The organism is Microtetraspora fusca (genome assembly GCF_001570365.1).
Lineage (GTDB): Bacteria > Actinomycetota > Actinomycetes > Streptosporangiales > Streptosporangiaceae > Microtetraspora > Microtetraspora fusca.
The window spans coordinates 286,039-306,595 of sequence record NZ_BBYK01000042.1 but is presented as its reverse complement, the minus strand read 5'-3'; the positions used below and the strand labels follow the sequence as shown (position 1 = coordinate 306,595).

Genomic DNA, 20,557 nt, shown 5'->3' with positions numbered 1-20,557 from the left:
ATCACTCGATGTCCGACCGGAGTGCGCGCAGCACCGGGATCCGGGCGGCCCTGCGCCCTGGCGGCGTCGAGGCGAGCACGCCGATCGCGAGGGTCGCGGCGAAGAGCAGGGCCAGCCGGTCCCACGGCATGACGAGCAGCGCGCCGTCGTGCCCGGCGACCACGGCCGCTCCGACGAGGGTGCCGGCGACGAGGCCGAGCACGGCACCCAGCAGCGAGATCACCGCCGCTTCCCACCGCAGGACGGCCCTGACTCCCCGCCGGTCCAGGCCGACGGCGCGCAGGACGCCGATCTCCCTGACCCGCTCGAAGACGGCCATGCTCATCGTGTTGATCACGCCCAGGGCGCCGATCAGGACCGTGACGCTGAGCAGGGCGTACATGATGGCCAGAAACGGGGCAAACGGGCGGACCGCCTCCTTCACCACGTCGTCCCGGTTCTGGACGAGGAGCGCTGGATTGGCCAGTGTGCGCCGGATGTCCTGCTGGAGCCGTGCCGTACGGCCGGGCTCGGCCTTGATCAGGATCGAGCCGACGGACGGACGACCTACGGCCCCACTGGCTTCGGGAAGGGAGGCCGTGGAGATCAGGGCAGGGGTGAGCGCCTCCGGGCCGGAGTAGACCGCGACGACCGGCAGGTCCACCTTCCTGTCCGCCTGGACGAACGTGCCCGTGACGCGCGAGCCGACGCTCCAGCCGTGAGCGGCGGCCGCCTGCTCGCTGACCGCGATCCCATGGGCCAGTCCGTCCAGGGAGCCCTGCCGTACGTCGAGAAGGGCGAGGCGCGCCATCGCGCCCGGATCGACCGCGACCGCCGAGACGAAGCCGTCGTCGGTAAGCCGGATGGAGGTGTCGACGAGCGGGGTCACCGCCGCCGCCCCGGGGAGCGCCGCGACGCGCCCGGCGGCGTCGTCGCCGATCTCGGCGAAGTCGACCGGGACGACGCGCAGATCGGTCAGCATCGAGCTTTCGGCGTCCCGCTCGGCCGTCCTGCTCAGCGAGGAGGCGATCACGGTCACGACGCAGACCAGCGCCAGGCCGATCATGAGCGCGGTGGCGGTCGCCGCAGTACGCCTCGGGTTGCGGCGGGCGTTCTCGACGGCGAGCGTGCCGCGGACGCCGGCCAGCCGCGTCAGGGGCGAACGCAGCAGCCTGGCGGTCCTCTCGGCCAGCCAGGAGGTCACCATGATGAGACCGACCAGGAGGACCGGAACGGCGGCGAAGAAGAGGTCCTCGGCGTCCATGGCGACGAGGGTCAGCGCCGCCCCGAGCCCGGTGACGACCAGACCGGCGACCGTGCGCCGGTGGGACGCGTGGACGGCGGCGGGCCGCTCCGCGCGCAGGGCCGCCACAGGCGGTACGGCCGCCCCCCGCCTGGCCGGGATGTAGGCCGACAGCGCGGTCACGCCCACGCCGACGGCGAGCGCGGCGAGCGGCGGGCCGGCCGTGAAGGGACGCAGCGGCGTGGGGACGTCTCCGGTCGCGCCGAACAGGGCGTTCAAGACGGCGGCGACGCCGACGCCCAGCGCGTAGCCGGCGGCCGACGCGAGCACCCCCACGAGCACCGCCTCGGCCAGGACGAGGCGCGTGACGTACGACCTGGTGGCGCCGATCGCGCGCAGGATGGCGTGCTCGCGGGCGCGGGCCGCGCTCAGCATGGTGAAGGTGTTCGCGATCAGGAAGGTGGACACGAAGAGCGCGACCCCGGCGAAGCTCAGCAGCAGCATCGTCAGCTTCTTTTCACCGGGAACGGCCTCGGCGTCCAGGCGCGCCCGGGTGACGGCCTCCAGGCCGGGCGGCAGCAGCGCCTGGGCCCGCTGGGCGAGGCGGGTCTCCGAGGTTCCGGGAGCCGCGGTCAGGCTGATCGACGTGTACGTGCCCGGGGCGTTCGCGAACTGCCGCTGCGCGGTGGCGGTGTCGAACGCGGTGAGGGTGCCGTCGGCGGCCAGTCGCTCGTCGCGCGCGTCGAAGACGCCGACCAGCCGGACGGCGCGGGCGGTGCCGTTGACGACGATCCGCACCCGCTCTCCGACCCGGTATCCGGCGCGTTCCGCGGAGTGCGCGTCGACCGCGATCTCGCCGTCGCCGCGAGGTCGGCGTCCGGCCGTGAGCGGGTAGCGCGGGTCCGTGCCTCCCTTGCCCGGGACGTAGTTGACGCCGGCGGCGTCTACGAGGGAGCCGACCAGCGTGCCGTCCGAGCCGACGAGGAAGGACCGGCCCTCCGCCGCGCCCCGCGCCGCCGCGACCTCGGGCAGCGCGGCGAGCCGCCGCAGGAGGGCCTCGTCGAGGCGGGCTGAGTCCGACGACGGGGAGAAGTCGTGCCGGACCTCCACGGAAAGGTCCGGCCGGGACGCGGCCCGCGCCTCGGCCATGGCCGCTTCGAGCGACTGGGTGTAGATCAGCGAGCCGACGACGAACGCCACGCCGAGCAGGACGGCGAGGCCGGACATCGCGAAATGGAGCGCATGCGAGCGCAGCGTACGGACAGCGGTGCGAAACATCGGCGTCTTTCAGTACGGAGCCGGGGCGGACATGGGCGGTCCGCGGGGGGGCGGTGACGGAGAATGCGGACGGCGGCACGGGATCCTTGCCGGGCCGCCGATCGAGGACGCGGACGCGCAGGACGCCGAGCTTGGGAGGCGAGGACAGCCGGTACGGCGGACCGCGGCGGGCTCGGGGCGCGAAGACGGCCGGGAACGCTGACGACCGGGTGACCTGTCGGCGAGCAGGCGAGGGCCGACAGCGCGGCGGCGGTCGGAGGCTCGTCAGGGCGTCGGTGTCCGGCCGTCGAACCGCTTCATCAGGTCGAGCACGCCCGCCGCCGTCGGCTCCGGCATCTCATGGACGATGCGGCCGTCGGCCAGGAACAGGGCGCGGTCGGCGTATGCCGCGGCGACCGGGTCGTGGGTGACCATAACGATCGTCTGGCCGAGGTCTCGGGCGGAGGACCGCAGCAGGGACAGGACCTCCGCCCCCGAACGCGAGTCGAGGTTGCCGGTGGGCTCGTCGGCGAAGACGACCGCAGGGCGGGAGGCCAGGGCCCGGGCGCACGCGACCCGCTGCTGCTGGCCTCCCGACAACTGGGCGGGACGGTGGTCGAGGCGATCCGCGATCCCCATCGTCTCGACCAGGTGCCGCAGCCATTCGGGGTCGGGGGATCGTCCCGCGAGCGCGGACGGCAGGGTGATGTTCTCCAAAGCCGTGAGCGTGGGCAGCAGGTTGAAGGCTTGGAAGACGAACCCCACGCGCTCGCGCCGCAGCCGGGTCAGTCGGGCGTCGTCGAGCGGGCCGAGGTCCGTGTCAGCGATACGCGCCGTGCCGGAGGTCGGGGTGTCCAGTCCGGCCAGGCAGTGCATGAATGTGGACTTCCCCGAGCCCGACGGCCCCATGATCGCGGTGAACTCCCCCTCAAGGAAGCGGGCGGACACCCCCGCCAACGCGACGACGCGGCTCTCGCCCTCTCCGTAGACCTTGGTCAGGTCCTCGGCCATGGCGACGACCGAACAGGGCGGCGCGGCGTTCGTTCTGTGGTGCGTCTGGGGCATCGGAGGGCTCACTCTCATCGTTCCGGTCACACGGCTCCCCCACCCGTCAGCCGGCTCGCAGGCCCGGCACGTCGGCGTCGGGACGACGGCAGGCCGGGCCGCACACAGCACGAACCGCAGACGGCCGGCCCGGCCGGCACGGGGTGCACAGCGCGGACCGGTGCGAGTTCACCGCGCGTCCGCCTTGACGATGCGCGGCTGCGCGGCGCGCGTCGTGGCATCTGTCAGACGGATCTGTGAACGGACGTACATCAGGGGCCGGACGTGTTATGGGCGTGCCTGTCAGGGGGCGCGACTTTCCGGGGGTGGGTCGATCATCTGACGCCGAGGCCGGGCGGCGGATCCACCGGATGACCGAGTCGTCGGCGACGCCCACTCAGCCGAATGGCGGAGGTGGCCGCGTTTTCCCCTGATATAGCGTGACCTGCTGTGATTCGCGTTTTTCGAGCCCGTTCTCGCGCGGTGCAGGCACTCGGTGCGGTGCTCACCGCCGGGGTGGCCGCGCTGTTGCTCGCCGAGGGGCTCGACACGGGTTTCGCACCGACGACGGCGGGCGTGGTCATCTGCGGGGCGCTGTGCGTAGCCGCGTTGGCCGCGCCTCCGACCCGGTCCCCCTCCCTCACCGCCGTCGCCGTCACCGCGTCCTTCCTGTTTTCGCTGGCGAGTACGTGGGCGACGCGACGGCCGGAACACACGCCGGGCATGACGGAGCTTTTCGCGCTGTTGCTGCTCGTCGCACGCGCTGCCCGGCGGTCACCCCCACTCCAGGCCGCGGCCCTGACGGCCGGGTCGTCCCTCGCTGTCATGGCGCTTCCCCTACGGATCCGACCCTCGGAATACATTCACCTGACGCTGATCGAGTCCGTGCTCCTCTGCTGCCTGCCGCTGATGATCATGCTCGGTCTGCTCCTGCGGCTGCGTGACCTGCTGCGCGCGAGGGAGCACGCGGCGATCCGCCAGGAGCAGCGTCTGGAGTACGCCCGGGACCTGCACGATTTCGTCGCCCATCACGTCTCCGCGATCGTCACCCAGACCAAGGCCGTGCGGTTCGTCGGCGCCGATCTGATCGGGGATCCGGAGAAGCTGGACCGGATGCTGGCGGGCATCGAGTCCGCGGGTGAGCAGGCCCTCGACTCGATGCGCGGCGTCGTCTCAGTCCTGCGCGACGGCACACCCGCCCCCGTCCGCCCGGCTCGGAGCCTTCCGGCGATGCTCTCCGAGACCGCCGCCGCCTTCTCAACCGCGGGACCGCCCGCCACCACCACCGTGGACCCGGCCCTGTCCGTCCGGTACGTCCCGCCGGTGATCGTCGATCTGGCGCACCGCGTCGTCCAGGAGTCCCTGACGAACGTCCGCAAGCACGCCCCGACGGCGACCCGCGTCACCATCCATGCCCGCCCGCTCCCCGGCGTCCCCGGCTGGCTGGAGGTGTCGGTAAGCGACGACGGCGCGGCCCCCGCCGGGCCGGCCTGCCGTACGGACGGCTCTGGCGACGGGACCGGGCGCATGGACCCTGACGTGGGCCCACCCGACCCGTGCCCGGTGAAACGCGACCTTGACGGCCCGGACCTTGAGGAGCGCGGCCCTGAGTGTCGCGACGCGCGACTTCATGACCGTTTCACCTGGCCCGGCCGACGGTCCCGTACGCGATGGCCCGGAACCAGGGCGTGGCTCACAGAGCCCGGCCGGCGATCCGCCTCCTCTGACAGGGCGACCGGTGGAGGGTTCGGCCTGGTGGGGCTGGCCGAACGGGTCGAGAAGGCCGGCGGACGGATCACGGCGGGCCCGCAGGAGGGCATCGGCTGGCTGGTGCTGGCCGAGCTTCCCCTGACCGGCCACCCCTCCGAGAACGGCCGGAGGGCGGGCCTGGAATCATGACGGCATGACGATCCGGCTGCTCCTCGCAGACGATCAGCAGATGGTGCGATCGGCTTTCCGGATGATCCTCGACTCGCAGCCGGACATGCGGGTCGTCGCCGAGGCGGCCGACGGTGCCGCCGCCGTCGAAGCGGCCCGCGCGCTCCGTCCCGACGTCTGCGTCCTCGACATCCGGATGCCCGAACTGGACGGTTTGGAAGCCACCCGGCTGCTCGCCGGGCCCGACATCTCCGACCCGTTGAACGTCCTCATCGCGACCACCTTCGATCTCGACGAGTACGTCTACACCGCGCTGCGCAACGGTGCCTGCGGCTTCCTCCTCAAGGATGGATCACCCGCCCTGCTGGTCGAGGCGGTACGCGCCGCGGCGGCGGGAAACTCGCTGATCTCCCCCTCGGTGACCGTTCGCCTGCTCGCGCACATGGCCCTCCAGCCGACCCGCACCAGTGGTCGCTCCGGCGGTACCCCAGGCGGGCTCATCGATCCGCTCACCCAGCGCGAACTCGACGTCGTCCGCCTTGTGGCCCGCGGCCGCACGAACGAGGAGCTAGCCGCGGAGCTGTACGTCACGGTGGCCACGATCAAGACCCACCTGGCGAACGTGCAGCGCAAGCTCGCGGTACGCAACCGTGTGGAGGTCGCCGCCTGGGCCTGGGAGAACGGGATCTGCTCCGCCGAATGATCCCCCGCGTCGCCCGCCGGCTCGTGAACCCCGGCCGGTCGCCGACGTTCACGCGACCCGCTGCCGCGCGTCTGTAGGGGCACCGGGTCCTCTCGGCGGCCGTGACGGAAGCGGTACGCCCACAGCTCTGTGCGGAGGGCCGCCCTGCACGTGCGCCAGCAACCGGCTGCCCCGCCCGACAGCCGCCCGGCCCCCTCACGCCCTGGCGCCCCCTACACCGCAGCCGCACGACAACCCAGCTCCAAAGGGGTGACCCGCGTAACGGCCACCTGACGGTCACAGCCGAAGTCGAACTGCCAAGGCACGCCCGGTGCGGCCGCCACACGACGCCTCACGTCCCAAGCGAGACGCTCACCTAAGGGTGCCGACGACGGCCGCCTGACGGTCACGCCCCAAGCGGGACGCCCTGTGCGTCGGGACTCTCCGGATCCGGGTCCTCCGGGTCGAGAAGCTCCAGCGTCTCCTCAGTCAGGCCGCCGTCGCCCGACCTTTCCGCGTCCGCGTGCCCGGGACCGCCGTGCCAGCTCCGCCACAGCGCGGCGTAGGCACCGCCCGCCGCGACCAGCTCGTCGTGCGAACCCAGCTCGCTGATCCGGCCATCCTCGACGACGGCCACCCGGTCGGCGTCGTGCGCCGTGTAGAGCCGGTGCGCGATCGCGATCACGGTCCGCCCCTCCAGGACGGCCGCGAGCGAGCGCTCCAGGTCGCGGGCGGCGCGCGGGTCGATCAGCGAGGTGGCCTCGTCGAGCACCAGCGTGTGCGGATCGGCCAGCACGAGACGGGCGAGCGCGAGCTGCTGCGCCTGCGCCGGGGAGATCGCGGTGCGACCGGAGCCGACCGCGGTGTCCAGCCCCTGGTCGAGCTGCTCGACCCACTCCCAGGCGTCCACCGCCGCGAGGGCGCGCCGGACGTCGTCGTCCGAGGCGTCGGGACGCGCGATGAGCACGTTGTCGCGCAGCGTGCCTCGGAAGACGTGATGCTCCTGGGTGACCAGGGCCACGTGACCGCGCAGGTCGTCCAGCGGAAGCTCCACCAGCGGCACGCCACCCACGGCGACGGAACCGGTGCGCGGGCCGTGAATGCCCGCGAGCAACCGGCCCAGGGTGGACTTGCCCGCGCCGGAGGGACCGACCATGGCGAGCCGTTCGCCAGGCCGGACTTCCAGGTCGATGCCGTGCAGCACGTCGCGACCGTCGCGGTAGGAGTAGCGCACGTCGGACGCCCGGAGCTCCTCTCCCTGAGGACGCGCGGAGCCGACCACGCGATCCTCCTTGACGGCCGCCACGCCGAGCAGCCGCGCCAGCGACGCGCCGCCGACCTGGAGCTCGTCCACCCAGGACAGCAGCCGGTCCAGCGGGTCGATGAGCTGCTGGACGTAGAGGGTCGCCGCGGTGACGTGGGCCAGCGAGACCCACCCCTTGGTGGCGAACAGCCCGCCGATGAGCAGGGTGGCCACGACCGGGATGACGTAGCCGAACTCGACCGCCGGGAACCACACCATGCGCAGGCCGAGGGTGTAGCGCTCGGCCTTCCAGGACCGGGCGATGTCGCCGTCGGTCCTGCGGTGGCGGCGCTCGCGCAGGCCCAGGGCCTCCACCGTCCGCGCTCCGTCCACGGTCTCGGCGAGACCTTCGGTCATCTCCGCGTACGCGGCGTTCTCCCGGAGGTAGCCGTCTCTGGCGCGCTTGAGGTACCACCGGGTGGCGATCCACAGCACCGGAACGGCCAGCAGCGAGGGCACCGCCAGGATGGGGTCGAGCACGAGGACCGCGCCCACCACGAAGAAGCCGGTGACGATCGCGATCAGCGTCTCGGGCACCGCGTGCCGCACGCTGCGCGAAAGGGCGTCCACGTCCCGGGAGGTACGGGTGAGGAGGTCGCCGGAGCCGGCTCGCTCGACAGTGGACAGCGGCAGGGCGAGGATCTTGTCGACGAACTCCTCCCGCAGCTCGGCGAGCACCTTCTCACCCAGCCGGGACGAGGTGTAGACGGCGAACCTGACCAGGACGGCCTGCACGACCACGAACCCGGCGATGGCCAGGGCCAGCGTGTCCACGTTGATACCGGAGTCGCGGTCGGCGACGGCCTGGACCAGCTCGCCGAGCAGCCGTGGAGCGGCCAGGCCCGACGCCGCGGCCAGCGCGTGCAACCCCAGGGCGAGCCCGAGCTCGCGCGGGTACTTCAGCGTGAGCCGCCGCGCGTAGGCGCGTACCTGCGCCTCATCGGCGACCGGCAGGATCTCACGTGCCATCGCCTAGTCCTCCCCTCGGGTGACAGTGGACCGGTATGCGGGTTCGGTGGCGAGCAGTTCCCGGTGGGAGCCCTCGGCCCGCACCTTGCCGTCCTCCAGGAAGAGGACGGTGTCGGCGTGGTCGAGGACGAGCGGGCTGGTGGTGCAGACCAGGGTCGTGCGACCGGCTCGGGCCGGGCCCAGCCGCCCGGCCACCCGCGCCTCGGTGTGCGCGTCCACCGCGCTGGTCGGCTCGATGAGGATCAGGATCTCGGGGTCGGCGACCAGCGCCCTGACCAGCCGGAGCCGCTGCTGCTGCCCACCGGAGAACTCCCGGCCGGACTCGGCCACGTGGGCGTCCAGGCCGTCGGGGAGCGCCTCCACGATGTCCTCCGCGCATGCGGCCGCCAGGGCGCGCCGTACCGACTCGTCGGAGGCGGTCCCGGTGACGTCCAGTTCGTCGCGCAACCGGCCGGTGAAGAGCTTGGCCGCGTTGTCCGCGACGAGGATGTGCCGCCGGACCCGTTCCAGCGGCAGCTCGTCGAGCGGGCTGCCGTCCAGCGTCACGTTCCCCGGCGCGTACCCGCCGAGCCGATCCGCCACGGCGATCGCGTCCTCGGGCGTCGTGGCCGCCAGCGCGGTGAGCCGACCCCGCCGGAGGGTCAGCCCGGACTCCTCGTCGTGCAGGTCGCCGCCGACCGGCATGGGCGCGTCGCCTCCGGTCCGTTCCGGGGTCAGCGACAGGATCCGGCAGACCCTGCCCGCCGCGACATGCCCCTTTGTGATCTTGTCTGCCGCCTCGGTGAGCGTCCGGAGCGGCGCGATCAGGAAGACCGCGTAGCCGTAGAAGGCGAGCAGCCGACCCGGGCTGATCTCGCCGGACAGGGCGAACCGCGCGCCGATCCAGGTCACGCAGGCGATGAGCAGTCCCGGCAGCAGGATCTGGGCGCCTTCGAGCATCGAGTCGACCGAGGCCACCCGGACGCCGGCCTGCCGCACCCGCTGCGACTCCTCGCGGTATCGGGCCGCGAACACCTGCTCGCCGCCGATGCCGCGGAGCACCCGCAGGCCCGCGACGATGTCGGAGGCCCTCGTGGCCAGCTCACCCTGAAGATCGCGCTGCAGGTGCTGGCGGCGGTGCAGCGGCCGCAGCAGTGGGCCGACGGCGACGGCCATCAGCGGCACGCCGATCAGCACCAGGAGCCCGAGCGGCAGCGACGACGTGAGCAGGATGACGGTCACCGTGACGATGGCGACGACCGCTCCCGTACCGCGAAGCAGGATGTCCATCGCGTTGCCGATGTGGGCGATGTCGGAGTTGCCGACGCTCACCACCTCGCCGGTCGAGAGCCGTTTCGGCAGCGTCGCTCCGAGCCGGGTGGCCTGGCGGGAGGTGACCTGGACCGTGCGGTACGCGGCGGCCAGCCAGGTGAACACCGCGAACCGGTGCCGCAGCACGCCGGCGACGGCCTGCACCACGCCGAGCCCGAGCAGCACCAACGACCAGCGCACCAGGCCGTCTGTGTCCTTCGATGACAGCGCGTCGACGGCGGTGCCGATGGCGGCAGGCACGAGGGCCTGGCCCAGCCACCACAGGATGGCGAAGCCGATGCCGATCAGCAGCGGAGCGAGCTGGGCACGGGCGACCCACCACAGGTAGCGGATGGGACTTCGGGCGTCGGGTACGCCGGGATCGGCGACTGGCAAGGAGAGCATGGCGTCCTCCAGGCTCACAGGCCGGTCACCGGCCCGGCAAACGATTTTCCTGATGGCGTGTCGCCGACCTTGCCCCGACGACGTTGCCGCACGGCCCCCTCGATGCGCGCGATCACGCAGCACTCGCCGGTGACATCGGCCTGCTGGGCCTCCCTCGGGCCGCAGACAGGCCAACACCGGACCTCGCCGGACGGCCCGCCTCGATGCGCGCGATCATGCATCACGCAGTACTCGTCGATGACGTGGGCCGGCCGGCTCGGGCTCCCTCGGACCGCAGATCACAGCCGGGCCCCGCCCTCGCCGGATGCCATTCGCGCCGCCAGACCTCCCACCCCAGGCAGACGCCAACGGCGGCCGCGCCGCCAGACATCCCACCCCAGGCAGACGCCAACGGCGGCCGCGCCGCCAGACATCCCACCCCAGGCAGACGCCAACGACGGCCGCGTCGCCAGACCTGCGGTCCCATACAGACGCCCATGGCACCGCGCCACCGGTGCCGGCCACGCTGCCGACGCCGTCCGCGCCGCCCGTGCTCTCCGTGCCCTTCATGCCGCTTCATGCCGCTTCATGCCGCTTCATGCCGCCACCCCAGGCTGTGCGGAGCGCGCTGAGCGCGAGGCGAAAGTTCAAACGGCGAGGTCATCGGGCAGTTGCGTAAACCTTGGTTGACATCCGCCGGATGTAAACCTAGGTTGACAGCATGAACGATACGGCGCAGCTGGCGAGCGATGCCGGCAGCCGCGATCCGGGCATCGGGCTGAGGGCGGTACGCGCCCTGCGGGTGCTGGTCGAGCGGCTTGAAGCACTGCAGGTGGAGAGCGCACGGGCCCAGGGCTGGTCCTGGCAGGAGATCGCCGTCCTGCTGGGCGTCACCCGGCAGGCGGTTCACAAGAAGTACGCGGGTGGTCGTGGGCTACTGAGACGGGAGAAGTAGGGATGTTCGAGCGGTTCACCAGGGAAGCCCGGCAGGCGGTCACCCAGGCGCAGGCACACGCCCGGCGCCTGCATCACCCCAGAATCGGCACCGAGCACCTGCTGCTCGGCCTCCTGGGGCAGCCGGACACGATGTCGGCGCGCATCCTGCACGGGCACGGACTCACCTCCGAACGAGCGGAGGCGGAGTTGCTCCGGGCACAGCCCGGCCCGGATCCTCGGGATGGCGACCTGGACGCCGACGCCCTGGAGGCGATCGGCATCGATCTCGCGGCCGTACGAGAACGAGTGGAGGAGGCGTTCGGGCCGGGCGCCCTCGACAGGGCACCGAGCCGCGACCATCGCGGTCTGCTCGTCAGCGGTCGCCACATCTCCTTCGACAGAGGAGCGAAGAAAGCGCTCGAACTGTCCCTGCGCGAGGCGCTCGCCCTGAAGTGCAAGGAGATCCGCGACGGCCACATCCTCCTCGGCCTGCTGCGAGAGGCCGAGGGGCTCGGCGCGCGGGTGATCAGCTCCTCGGGCATCGACATCCCCTCCCTCCGTATCGAACTGGAACAACTGCTCGCACCGGGCTCCCGACGGCCCCGCGCCTCCTGACCTGCCACCGGCCATCACCAGTGCGGCGACCGCCGCGTCGGGGGCGGGCTCTTCGAAAGCGGCGCCGACATACTCGGCGCGCACCGAAGCGGCCACCGGCAGCAGGATCTTGGCGGTCATGGGCACCTCCACTGGACGACGGAAGGCCAGGCTCGCAGCGGGGCCGCGGCCCGCTTCGGCTCGACCGCCGTTCTGTGGAAAACCCCGACCTTGTGGAAAACCGCGGTCGTGCCCGGCCGCGGGCACCACGCCCTGGCACCCGTGGGGGCGGTCAGCTTCCGGCGGCCCGGCACGGCCGCCTGCTCGCAGGGCTCCCGGTCGCGTCCCCGCGACGGCCCGGACCGGCAGCCCCGGCCGCCAAACGCGAGTGCCCGGACCGGCAGCCCCGACCCCCAAATGCGAGTGCCCGGCCCGGCCGCCCCCAACTCGGGTGCCATGACGGAGGCGCCGGAAGGCCCCGCCAAAACAACCGGGCAGTAGACCGGGTGTCGCGGGTGCCCGCGTGTTTCCCACATCAGTCCAGGGCGTGGGAGTCCGCAGGCACGTCGCGACAGCCGACTCCTGCCGGTCGTCAGCGGCGCCGTACGGGCGGCCGATCGGCCGCACCGTCGGCGACGAGGTGCCACAGGGAGGCCCACTGCTCGGCGGTCAGCTCCTTCGGCAGCGCGTACGGTGCGACACGTCCGGCGCGCATCCACTCGCGCACCGCCGTACGGTCGAGCCGCCCGGTCCGGTCGAGGATCTCGCGCAGTCCGCGCCCCCTGCCGGTGAAGACCTGCTTGACGAAGTCCTGGTACCGCCCGCGGTCGGCGACGAGCGGGGCCTCTCGGCGGACCATGGTGAGCAGGCCGCCGTCGACCGAGGGCACGGGACGGAAGGATCGGGCCGGCACGCGCGAGTGCACCTCGAACTCGTACCAGGGCCACCAGCTCGCGGTCAGCAGGGTGGCCCCTCCCACGCCCGCTCTGCGCCGGGCGACCTCCCACTGCACGAGCAGCACCGCCGCGCGCCATCGGTCCTCGGCGAGGAGACGCCGCATGATCGCGGTGGTCAGGTGGAAGGGAAGGTTGCCCACGATCACGTGAGGATGCCGGGGGAACCGGAAGCGCATGGCGTCCGTGTTCACGACGACGACGTTCTGCAGGGTGCGCCGTTCCAGGCGCCGGGCGCGCCTGGAGTCGATCTCCACCGCCGTGATGGGCCTACCGTGCCTGCTCAGCGGCAGGGTCATGGCTCCGTCCCCCGGGCCGATCTCCACGATCGGCCCGCTCGTACGCGCGACGAGCCGTTCGATGGTGGCGATTACCGAGGGATCGACGAGGAAGTTCTGGCCGAGTTCGTGTCGGCCGCCCTGAGAAGGGTGATGCATGGGTTCGCTCCGCGCTGGACGGTCGGAGCCGGGCAGCACGCGATGCCGCACCGGCGATGACTCCGATGTGCGGCGGAACTGGGAAAGGTGAGATCAGCCCGCCGCTAGGCGCGGCGGGGCCTTTCGTAAGATGCGCCCGCGAAAGCGCAGGCGCAAAATGCGCTACCCATGCCCGGCACCCTACATGAGAAATCCGAACACCCGTCGGGCGGCGATCAAGGATCGGGCGGTGGACGGCCGGCAGCCGGTCGGCACACATCAGGCGACGCCCCTGACGCCGTCACCGTCCAGGACGGCCGCCTCCGACCTTCCGAGGGGTCGTCGGCCGATTCGGCGGACCGGTCCGAGAAACCACCCCCGGTCAGCCCGGAGCCATCCGGCTGAGGTGCTCCCATGCCTGGTAGAGCTCGGTTCGGGCGCGGTCCATCTCCTGGACGATGTCATAGGACCGGCTGCCGAGGATCAGCCGGCGGGGCGGTTCCGGCAGTGTGGCCAGCTCCATGATGACGGGGGCGGCCGTGCGCGGGTCCGGGCCGGCGTCATCGCCCCACATCTCCGCCATCTTCGTCCGCAGGGACTCATAGGCCGGATGGGGCGGGGTCACCGTGGTGCCGGTCGTGAACAGCCCGGTGTCGTAGCCACCCATTTGCACGATGGTGACCTTGATGCCGAACTGCTCGACCTCCATCGCCAGCGCCTCGCTGAGCGAGTCGAGCGCCGCCTTGCCGGCGCCGTAGAACCCGACGGAGGCCATCCCGCCGCCGGAGGCCATCGAGGTGACCTGCAGGATGCGCCCGCCTCCCTGCGCCCTCAGGTGCGGGAGCACGGCCTGCGCCACCCAGACCGCTCCGAGGAAGTTGACGTCGAGATGGGCGCGGATCTGCTCCTCCGTGGCCTCCTCGACCATGCCGTACAACAGGCCGCCGGCGTTGTTGACCACCACATCGAGCTGGCCGAACGCCGCCGCGGCCCGGTCCACACCCGCGCGTACGGCCTGGCGATCGGAGACGTCCAGCGGAAGCCGTACAAGATCGCCCGGATGCTCCCCGGCCAGGTCGGCGAGCGGCTCCACATCACGGGCGGCGGCCACGACACGGTCTCCGGCGCCGAGGGCGGCCTCGGTGAACGCCCTGCCCAGACCACGTGAAGCGCCGGTGATGAACCACACTTTGCCGGTCGTCACAGGGCATCATCTCCTTCTCCAGCAGCGAGCTTTCCTAGCGAGACGATTCGTCTCGTCTCGCTATGCCGCTCCAGTGTGTGCCGGAACGCCACCGCTGTCAAGACGGACCGTTCCGTCTCGTTTTGGTAGTAATCTCAACCCATGCCGGACACCAGGAAGCCGAACCCCGCCCGCCGCAACGAGAGGTCACGGCAAGCGATCCTCGCCGCCGCCCGCGAGCTGATCTCCGAGATGGGGTACGCGCGGGTCTCGATCGAGGCGATCGCCGCCCGGGCCGGCGTGGGAAAACAGACGATCTACCGGTGGTGGCCGTCCAAGGGAGCGGTGATCTTCGATTCGTTCCTGGACCTCAGCCGGGACGCCGAGGGGCAGGGCGTCACACTGCCCGACACTGGCGACATCGAGGCCGATCTCAAGCTCGTCATGCGCGCGACGGTGGCCGAGTTCGCCGACCCGCGTTTCGAGGCGCCGATCCGCGCGCTCAACGCGGAGATCATCAACGACCCCGAACTCGCCGGCCAGTACCGGGAGAAACTCGCCGGCCCCGTGGACGACGCGAAGAAGGCGCGGCTGCGGAGCGCGCAGCAGGCGGGTCAGCTCGCGGCGGACGCCGACCTCGACCTGGTGCTCGAAGTGCTCTACGCCCCCCTCTACCAGCGGTGGCTGCACCGCTCGGGGCCGCTCACCGCCGAGTACGCCGACGCCCTCGTCGAGGTCACGCTCAAGGCTTTCCGCCCCTGACCGCCGTCCCGGTCGTGCGGCGCGCCCCGCCGGGCGTCGCCGATCACTTTCGGACGTACGTGAGGACGACCGTCCCGCTGTCGAGGACGCGGGTACCGGTGAGCTCGAAGAACGCCGGGGAGAAGTCGGCGGTGAACAGAGGGATGCCGGACCCGGCCACGACGGGATAGAGCTTGATCACCAACTCGTCGATCTCGGGGAGCAGAGCGCCGGCGAGGTGGGCGCCGCCGGCCAGGTAGATGCCCTTGCCGTCCTCGGCCTTGAGTTCACGGATCTTGGCGAGCACATCGCCGGCGACGATCTCGACGGCCGGGTCGGGGCTGCCGGCGATGCTCCGGGACACCACGTACTGGCGCATGTGCGCGTACGGGCTGGTCACGCCGATTTCCAACGCGGGCTCGTAGGTGACGCGCCCCTGTACCACGGTGTCGAAATCCCGGTTGCCGTCGTCGAGGCCGAACTGGGGGCGGACATGAGTCGGCAGCATGTCCGGATAGTCGTCGCGGATGAAGTCGATGACGTCCTGCGTCAGCGGGAAGAAGTCGGCGGCGCCGTCCGGGGCGGCGATGAAGCCGTCGATGGTCATGCCGATGTAGTACGTGAGCTTTCGCATGCGCTTCCTTCGTCGAGTGAGTCGAGTGAGGGGCCGGGGAACCGACAGCGGCTATTTCTTGGCGTAGGTGAGGACGACCGCGCCGTTGCTGAACGTGCGGGTGTCGACCAGGTCGAACAGCTGGGGCTGGAACGGCGCGCTGAAGACCGGGATGCCCGCGCCGATGACCACCGGGTACCGCTTGATGACCAGTTCGTCGATTTCGGGCAGCAGGGAGCCGGCCAGCTTCCCTCCGCCGCACAGCCAGATCCCGAGGCCGTCCTCCCGCTTGAGCCGGCGCACCAGCTCGACCGGATCGCCGGAGGCCGGTTCCACCTCGGGGTCGGCGATCTCGCCGATGGTGGTGGAGACGACGTACTGGCGCAGGTGGCGGTAGGGGCTGGTCACTCCCATGTCCAGCGCGGGCTGGTAGGAGCCGCGGCCCATCAGGACGGTGTCGAACCGCTTGTTGGCGACGCCGTCGAGCCCGGCCTGGCCGCGGAACGCGGTCGGGACGGTCTCGGGCAGCTCCGAGTTGAGGAACCGCGCCATGTCCTCGGCCACGGGGAAGAAGCCGAATTCCCCGTCGGGGTCGGCGATGAAGCCGTCGATCGTGGTGGCGACGTAGTACGTGAGCTTTCGCATCTGAACCTCTCTTCGTGTGCCGGATGACGGTGCGCCGGTCAGCGGGCCGCGCCGGGCTGGGCAGCGGCCGCGGGCGGGGGACGGAACGCGGCCGGGGCGTCTGACGGCGCTCCGGGCGGCCGCCGGGGACGACCTGCCCCGGCAGTGCCGTACGACCCGGGAGGGCCTTGGCGCCCGCGATGGCGGACAGTGCGGTGAATTCGACGCGCATACGGAACCCCCTCAAAGCGCTTCAGCAGTAGTACTCTGCTTGGAGTGGTTAGACCGTAGTACTACGCTTAGAGTGGTGTCAATCCGAGATCCCTGGAGAATGCGATGCGGCAGAATCCGGCCCGGCGAGCGGCGCTCGTCGACGCCGCCATCGAAGTGCTGGCCCGCGAAGGCGCCCGCGGCCTGACCTTCCGCGCGGTGGACGTCGAGGCGAAGGTGCCGAACGGCACCGCGTCCAACTACTTCGCCAACCGCGACGACCTGCTCACCCAGGCCGGCGCCCGGGTCTACGAGCGGTGGCAGCCCGACTCCTCCCTCTTCGCGGACGTCCTGGAGGGGCCGCACGACCGCGCCCACGTGACCGCGCTGATGCGCGAGATGGTGGGCCGTCTGACCGCCTTCCCGGCGGGCTATCTGGCGTTGGTGGAGCTGCGCCTGGAGGCCACCCGCCGCCCCGAGCTGCGCTCCGTCCTCACGCGCAGGATCCGCGACGACCTGGACGCCAACATCGGCTTCCACCTGGAGGCGAGGATGCCGGGCGACGCCACCACGGTGACGGTGCTCTACATGGCGCTGAACTGGCTGATCCTCGAACGGCTCACCCTGCCCGACATCTTCCCCGAGGCGCAGGTGGACGACCTGATCGCGGACGTCGTCGAACGCGTCCTGCCCCCGGACACCCCGTAGCCGGCCGCCACGCGGGCCCCCTGAAACGCGAAAAGGCGTGAGCCGTACACCCAGGGGATGTACGGCTCACGCCTCCGGCACGGCCGGTGTCGTTACTTGGACGCCTTCAGGTAGTCGGCGTTCATGCGGGCGATCGTGTCGAGGGGGATGCCCTTCGGGCAGACCGCTGTGCACTCACCCGTGTTGGTGCAGCCGCCGAAGCCTTCGAGGTCCATCTGCTCGACCATGGCCTTGGCCCGCGAGTCGCGCTCCGGCTGGCCCTGCGGCAGCAGGCCCAGGTGCGTGATCTTCGCGGCGGTGAACAGCGAGGCCGACCCGTTCGGGCAGGCCGCCACGCAGGCGCCGCAGCCGATGCAGGTGGCCGCGTCGAAGGCCGCGTCCGCGTCCTCCTTCTTCACCGGAACGCTGTGCGCGTCCGGCGCCGAGCCCGCGGGCACGCTGATGAAGCCGCCGGCCTGGATGATCCGGTCGAACGACGACCGGTCCACGACCAGGTCCTTCACCACCGGGAAGGGCGCGGCACGCCACGGCTCGATGGTGACCTCGTCGCCGTCCTTGAAGTGCCGCATGTGGAGCTGGCAGGTGGTGGTGGCGCGCTGCTCGCCGTGCGCGACGCCGTTGATCACCATGCCGCACATGCCGCAGATTCCCTCGCGGCAGTCGTGGTCGAAGGCGACCGGGTCGTCGCCCTCAAGGATCAGCCGCTCGTTCAGTACGTCCAGCATCTCCAGGAAGGACATGTCCGGCGAGACGTCCTCGACCTTGTAGGTCACCATCCGTCCCTCGTCGGACGGGCCGTTCTGACGCCAGACCTTCAGGGTCAGATTCATGCCCATTGTTCGCTCACCACTCCTCATTCGCTGTGCGAAAAGCTTGCTGCGCGGCGCTTTTCACTCCGCTCATTGCGTCGGGCTCGCTCACTTGTAGCTCCGCTGGGTCATCTTGACGTACTCGTACTCGAGCGCTTCCTTGTGCAGGGTCGGGCCGTCCGGGCCCCACTCCCAGGCCGCGACGTAGGCGAAGTTCTCATCGTCGCGCAGCGCCTCGCCGTCCGCGTCCTGGGACTCGGCGCGGAAGTGGCCACCGCAGGACTCCGTACGGTGCAGCGCGTCGATGCACATGAGCTCGGCGAGGTCGAAGAAGTCCGCGACCCGCCCGGCCCGCTCCAGCGCCTGGTTGAGCCCCTCGGGGTCGCCCGGCACCTTGACGTTGTTCCAGAACTCCTCACGGAGCTCGGGGATCCGCTCCAGGGCCTTGCGCAGCGACTCCTCGGTGCGCTCCATGCCGCAGTAGTCCCACATGACCTTGCCGAGCTCCCGGTGGTAGGAGTCGGCGGTGCGGGTGCCGTTCACGCTCAGCAGCTTGTCGATCTTCTGCTGGACGGCCTCGCGCGCCTGCTCCACGTCCGCCGGGTCGACGTCGCCGAACGACTTCACGTCCGCGAGGTAGTCACCGACCGTGGTCGGCAGCACGAAGTACCCGTCGGCCAGGCCCTGCATCAGCGCGGACGCGCCGAGGCGGTTGGCGCCGTGGTCGGAGAAGTTCGCCTCGCCGACCACGAACAGGCCGGGGATCGTGGACTGCAGGTCGTAGTCCACCCAGAGGCCGCCCATCGTGTAGTGGACGGCGGGGTAGATGCGCATCGGCGTCTCGTACGGGTTCTCCCCGGTGATGCGCTCGTACATCTCGAAGAGGTTGCCGTACTTCTTCTCGACGGCGTCCCGGCCGAGCCGGGCGATGGCGTCGGCGAAGTCGAGGTAGACGCCGAGGCCGCCGGGCCCGACGCCGCGACCCTCGTCGCAGACGTTCTTGGCCGCCCGGGAGGCGATGTCACGCGGCACCAGGTTTCCGAAAGCGGGATAAATCCGCTCAAGGTAGTAGTCGCGCTCGTCCTCGGGGATCTCGGCTGGCTTGCGCGCGTCGCCCTTGGCGAGCGGCACCCACACCCGGCCGTCGTTACGCAGCGACTCCGACATGAGCGTCAGCTTCGACTGGTAGTCGCCGCTGACCGGGATGCAGGTCGGGTGGATCTGCGTGTAGCACGGGTTGGCGAACATCGCGCCGCGCTGGTGCGCCCGCCAGATCGCCGTGGTGTTGCAGCCCTTGGCGTTCGTGGACAGGAAGAACACGTTGCCGTAGCCGCCGGTCGCGAGCACGACCGCGTCGGCCAGGTGGGTCTCGATCTCGCCGGTCACCATGTCGCGCACGATGACGCCGCGCGCCCGGCCGCCGCTGACCACCAGGTCGAGCATCTCGTGCCGGGTGTGCATCTCGACGGTCCCGGCCGCGATCTGCCGCTCCAGGGCCGAGTACGCGCCCAGCAGGAGCTGCTGGCCCGTCTGGCCGCGGGCGTAGAAGGTGCGGGACACCTGCGCGCCACCGAAGGAGCGGGTGTCGAGCAGACCGCCGTACTCACGGGCGAACGGGACGCCCTGGGCCACGGCCTGGTCGATGATGTTCACGCTGACCTGGGCCAGCCGGTACACGTTGGACTCGCGGGCGCGGAAGTCGCCGCCCTTGACCGTGTCGTAGAAGAGCCGGTAGACGCTGTCCCCGTCGCCGCGGTAGTTCTTCGCGGCGTTGATCCCGCCCTGCGCGGCGATCGAGTGCGCGCGCCGGGGCGTGTCCTGGTAACAGAACGACTTGACCTTGTAGCCCAGCTCGCCGAGGGTGGCCGCGGCCGACCCGCCCGCGAGGCCGGTGCCGACCACGATGACGTTGATCTTGCGCTTGTTGGCCGGGTTGACCAGCTTGGCCGAGAAGCGGCGCTTGTCCCAGCGGTCCTCGATCGGGCCCTCGGGCGCCTTCGTGTCCCGGATCGGCTCGCCGACCTTGTAGCCGTGCGTCTGATCGCTCACTTGATCACTCCGATCATCACCCCGACGGGCACGGACAGGAAGCCGACCACGAGGACCAGCGACACCAGCGCCGCGGCCGCCTTCAGCTTCCCGTAGCTCCGGCCGCTCGCCAGGCCCAGCGTCTGGAACGCGCTCCACAGGCCGTGCCGCAGGTGCAGGCCGACCATGATCATCGCCACGACGTAGAAGAGGGTGACCCACCAGCGCGAGGGGTCGAAGCCCGCCACCAACCGGTCGTACGGCGCCGCGTCGAAGCCCTTGGGGTTGACCGTGCCGAAGGTCATGTCCAGCAGGTGCCAGATGACGAACAGCAGGATGATGACGCCGCCGTACCGCATGGTGTGGGTGGCGTAGCCGTTGGCCTGCGACTTGCGCTTCGCGGCGTACTTCACCGGCCGGGCCTGGGACGCGCGGCGGGCGAGGGACACGGCGGACCACATGTGCAGGACCACCGCGACCACGAGAACGATCTCGACGACGGTCAGCAGCACGCGGTAGGGCACCGCGGGCGAGCCCATGGTCCGCAGCCATTCGGCATAGTGGTTGAAGGCGTCCCCTCCGAAGAACGCCTTGAGGTTGCCGACCATGTGGCCGAGCAGGAAGAGCACCAGAATCGCACCCGTGACGGCCATGACGGCCTTCTTGCCGTTCGACGAGGCGAAGAAGCCCGGGCGCCGACGTGTGGGGGGATT

General features: G+C 71.1%; 17 protein-coding genes. 6 read left to right on the top strand and 11 right to left on the bottom strand.

Features of this window, described 5'->3' with window-relative positions; all coding sequences use genetic code 11:
* Position 1 precedes the first annotated feature (1 nt).
* Both AWQ68_RS10575 and AWQ68_RS10570 read right to left on the bottom strand, forming a co-directional pair.
* Positions 2–2,449 (bottom strand): ABC transporter permease, encoded by a 2,448-nt coding sequence (locus AWQ68_RS10575; protein WP_218006831.1) that lies wholly within the window; start codon positions 2,447–2,449, stop codon positions 2–4.
* Positions 2,450–2,764: 315 nt separating this feature from the next.
* The gene (locus tag AWQ68_RS10570; protein ID WP_218006830.1) at positions 2,765–3,544 is read right to left on the bottom strand and encodes an ABC transporter ATP-binding protein; all 780 of its coding nucleotides are present in this window, start codon (positions 3,542–3,544) and stop codon (positions 2,765–2,767) included.
* A gap of 462 nt (positions 3,545–4,006) precedes the next feature.
* Here AWQ68_RS10570 and AWQ68_RS10565 point away from each other — a divergent pair, with 462 nt between their 5' ends.
* Positions 4,007–5,422, top strand: a complete 1,416-nt coding sequence (locus AWQ68_RS10565) for a sensor histidine kinase (RefSeq protein WP_066938401.1) — start codon at positions 4,007–4,009, stop codon at positions 5,420–5,422.
* Positions 5,423–5,426: 4 nt separating this feature from the next.
* Positions 5,427–6,104, top strand: coding sequence for a response regulator (locus tag AWQ68_RS10560; RefSeq protein WP_066938398.1), 678 nt, complete (start codon positions 5,427–5,429; stop codon positions 6,102–6,104).
* A 385-nt stretch (positions 6,105–6,489) separates the two neighbouring features.
* Here the strand turns inward: AWQ68_RS10560 and AWQ68_RS10555 are convergent, their stop codons facing one another.
* Positions 6,490–8,355 carry an ABC transporter ATP-binding protein gene (locus AWQ68_RS10555; protein ID WP_157545097.1) on the bottom strand — a complete coding sequence of 622 codons (1,866 nt, stop codon included), beginning with the start codon at positions 8,353–8,355 and terminating at the stop codon, positions 6,490–6,492.
* Between the two features lie 3 nt (positions 8,356–8,358).
* The gene (locus AWQ68_RS10550; RefSeq protein ID WP_066938734.1) at positions 8,359–10,050 is read right to left on the bottom strand and encodes an ABC transporter ATP-binding protein; all 1,692 of its coding nucleotides are present in this window, start codon (positions 10,048–10,050) and stop codon (positions 8,359–8,361) included.
* 700 nt (positions 10,051–10,750) lie between these two features.
* Between AWQ68_RS10550 and AWQ68_RS10545 the strand changes: the two genes are divergently transcribed.
* Both AWQ68_RS10545 and AWQ68_RS10540 read left to right on the top strand, forming a co-directional pair.
* Complete coding sequence (locus AWQ68_RS10545; RefSeq protein WP_066938395.1) at positions 10,751–10,984, top strand: RNA polymerase subunit sigma-70; 234 nt, start codon at positions 10,751–10,753, stop codon at positions 10,982–10,984.
* 2 nt (positions 10,985–10,986) lie between these two features.
* Entirely contained in the window at positions 10,987–11,580 is a 594-nt protein-coding gene (locus AWQ68_RS10540) for a Clp protease N-terminal domain-containing protein (RefSeq protein WP_066938391.1), read from the top strand.
* Positions 11,581–12,151: 571 nt separating this feature from the next.
* On the opposite strand, the gene erm is transcribed toward AWQ68_RS10540, so the two are convergent.
* Together erm and AWQ68_RS10530 are read right to left on the bottom strand one after the other, a co-directional pair.
* Complete coding sequence (erm, locus tag AWQ68_RS10535; protein WP_066938388.1) at positions 12,152–12,949, bottom strand: 23S ribosomal RNA methyltransferase Erm; 798 nt, start codon at positions 12,947–12,949, stop codon at positions 12,152–12,154.
* A gap of 361 nt (positions 12,950–13,310) precedes the next feature.
* Positions 13,311–14,132: an SDR family NAD(P)-dependent oxidoreductase gene (locus tag AWQ68_RS10530; RefSeq protein WP_066938386.1), complete on the bottom strand. Its 822-nt coding sequence runs from the start codon at positions 14,130–14,132 to the stop codon at positions 13,311–13,313.
* 141 nt (positions 14,133–14,273) lie between these two features.
* Between AWQ68_RS10530 and AWQ68_RS10525 the strand changes: the two genes are divergently transcribed.
* Positions 14,274–14,873: a TetR/AcrR family transcriptional regulator gene (locus AWQ68_RS10525; RefSeq protein ID WP_066938383.1), complete on the top strand. Its 600-nt coding sequence runs from the start codon at positions 14,274–14,276 to the stop codon at positions 14,871–14,873.
* Positions 14,874–14,916: 43 nt separating this feature from the next.
* On the opposite strand, the gene AWQ68_RS10520 is transcribed toward AWQ68_RS10525, so the two are convergent.
* Together AWQ68_RS10520 and AWQ68_RS10515 are read right to left on the bottom strand one after the other, a co-directional pair.
* Positions 14,917–15,486 (bottom strand): dihydrofolate reductase family protein, encoded by a 570-nt coding sequence (locus AWQ68_RS10520; RefSeq protein WP_066938381.1) that lies wholly within the window; start codon positions 15,484–15,486, stop codon positions 14,917–14,919.
* Between the two features lie 51 nt (positions 15,487–15,537).
* Positions 15,538–16,110, bottom strand: coding sequence for a dihydrofolate reductase family protein (locus tag AWQ68_RS10515; protein ID WP_066938378.1), 573 nt, complete (start codon positions 16,108–16,110; stop codon positions 15,538–15,540).
* Between the two features lie 315 nt (positions 16,111–16,425).
* Here AWQ68_RS10515 and AWQ68_RS10510 point away from each other — a divergent pair, with 315 nt between their 5' ends.
* Positions 16,426–17,007 (top strand): TetR/AcrR family transcriptional regulator, encoded by a 582-nt coding sequence (locus AWQ68_RS10510; RefSeq protein ID WP_066938376.1) that lies wholly within the window; start codon positions 16,426–16,428, stop codon positions 17,005–17,007.
* A 92-nt stretch (positions 17,008–17,099) separates the two neighbouring features.
* Here the strand turns inward: AWQ68_RS10510 and AWQ68_RS10505 are convergent, their stop codons facing one another.
* The 3 genes from AWQ68_RS10505 to AWQ68_RS10495 form a co-directional block, all read right to left on the bottom strand.
* Positions 17,100–17,837 (bottom strand): succinate dehydrogenase/fumarate reductase iron-sulfur subunit, encoded by a 738-nt coding sequence (locus AWQ68_RS10505; RefSeq protein ID WP_066938373.1) that lies wholly within the window; start codon positions 17,835–17,837, stop codon positions 17,100–17,102.
* Between the two features lie 87 nt (positions 17,838–17,924).
* Positions 17,925–19,865, bottom strand: a complete 1,941-nt coding sequence (locus AWQ68_RS10500; RefSeq protein ID WP_066938370.1) for a fumarate reductase/succinate dehydrogenase flavoprotein subunit — start codon at positions 19,863–19,865, stop codon at positions 17,925–17,927.
* Positions 19,862–20,497 carry a succinate dehydrogenase cytochrome b subunit gene (locus tag AWQ68_RS10495; protein WP_066938368.1) on the bottom strand — a complete coding sequence of 212 codons (636 nt, stop codon included), beginning with the start codon at positions 20,495–20,497 and terminating at the stop codon, positions 19,862–19,864. The genes AWQ68_RS10500 and AWQ68_RS10495 overlap by 4 nt, the downstream gene beginning before the upstream one ends.
* Positions 20,498–20,557 lie beyond the last annotated feature (60 nt).

Coding starts and splice junctions, on each gene's coding strand:
- AWQ68_RS10550 (WP_066938734.1), bottom strand. CDS start 10,050: ATGCTCTCCTTGCCAGTCGCCGATCCCGGCGTACCCGACGCCCGAAGT.
- AWQ68_RS10555 (WP_157545097.1), bottom strand. CDS start 8,355: ATGGCACGTGAGATCCTGCCGGTCGCCGATGAGGCGCAGGTACGCGCC.
- AWQ68_RS10570 (WP_218006830.1), bottom strand. CDS start 3,544: ATGCCCCAGACGCACCACAGAACGAACGCCGCGCCGCCCTGTTCGGTC.
- AWQ68_RS10505 (WP_066938373.1), bottom strand. CDS start 17,837: ATGAATCTGACCCTGAAGGTCTGGCGTCAGAACGGCCCGTCCGACGAG.
- AWQ68_RS10520 (WP_066938381.1), bottom strand. CDS start 15,486: ATGCGAAAGCTCACGTACTACATCGGCATGACCATCGACGGCTTCATC.
- AWQ68_RS10515 (WP_066938378.1), bottom strand. CDS start 16,110: ATGCGAAAGCTCACGTACTACGTCGCCACCACGATCGACGGCTTCATC.
- AWQ68_RS10540 (WP_066938391.1), top strand. CDS start 10,987: ATGTTCGAGCGGTTCACCAGGGAAGCCCGGCAGGCGGTCACCCAGGCG.
- AWQ68_RS10510 (WP_066938376.1), top strand. CDS start 16,426: ATGCGGCAGAATCCGGCCCGGCGAGCGGCGCTCGTCGACGCCGCCATC.
- AWQ68_RS10560 (WP_066938398.1), top strand. CDS start 5,427: ATGACGATCCGGCTGCTCCTCGCAGACGATCAGCAGATGGTGCGATCG.
- erm (WP_066938388.1), bottom strand. CDS start 12,949: ATGCATCACCCTTCTCAGGGCGGCCGACACGAACTCGGCCAGAACTTC.
- AWQ68_RS10495 (WP_066938368.1), bottom strand. CDS start 20,497: ATGGCCGTCACGGGTGCGATTCTGGTGCTCTTCCTGCTCGGCCACATG.
- AWQ68_RS10575 (WP_218006831.1), bottom strand. CDS start 2,449: ATGTCCGGCCTCGCCGTCCTGCTCGGCGTGGCGTTCGTCGTCGGCTCG.
- AWQ68_RS10545 (WP_066938395.1), top strand. CDS start 10,751: ATGAACGATACGGCGCAGCTGGCGAGCGATGCCGGCAGCCGCGATCCG.
- AWQ68_RS10525 (WP_066938383.1), top strand. CDS start 14,274: ATGCCGGACACCAGGAAGCCGAACCCCGCCCGCCGCAACGAGAGGTCA.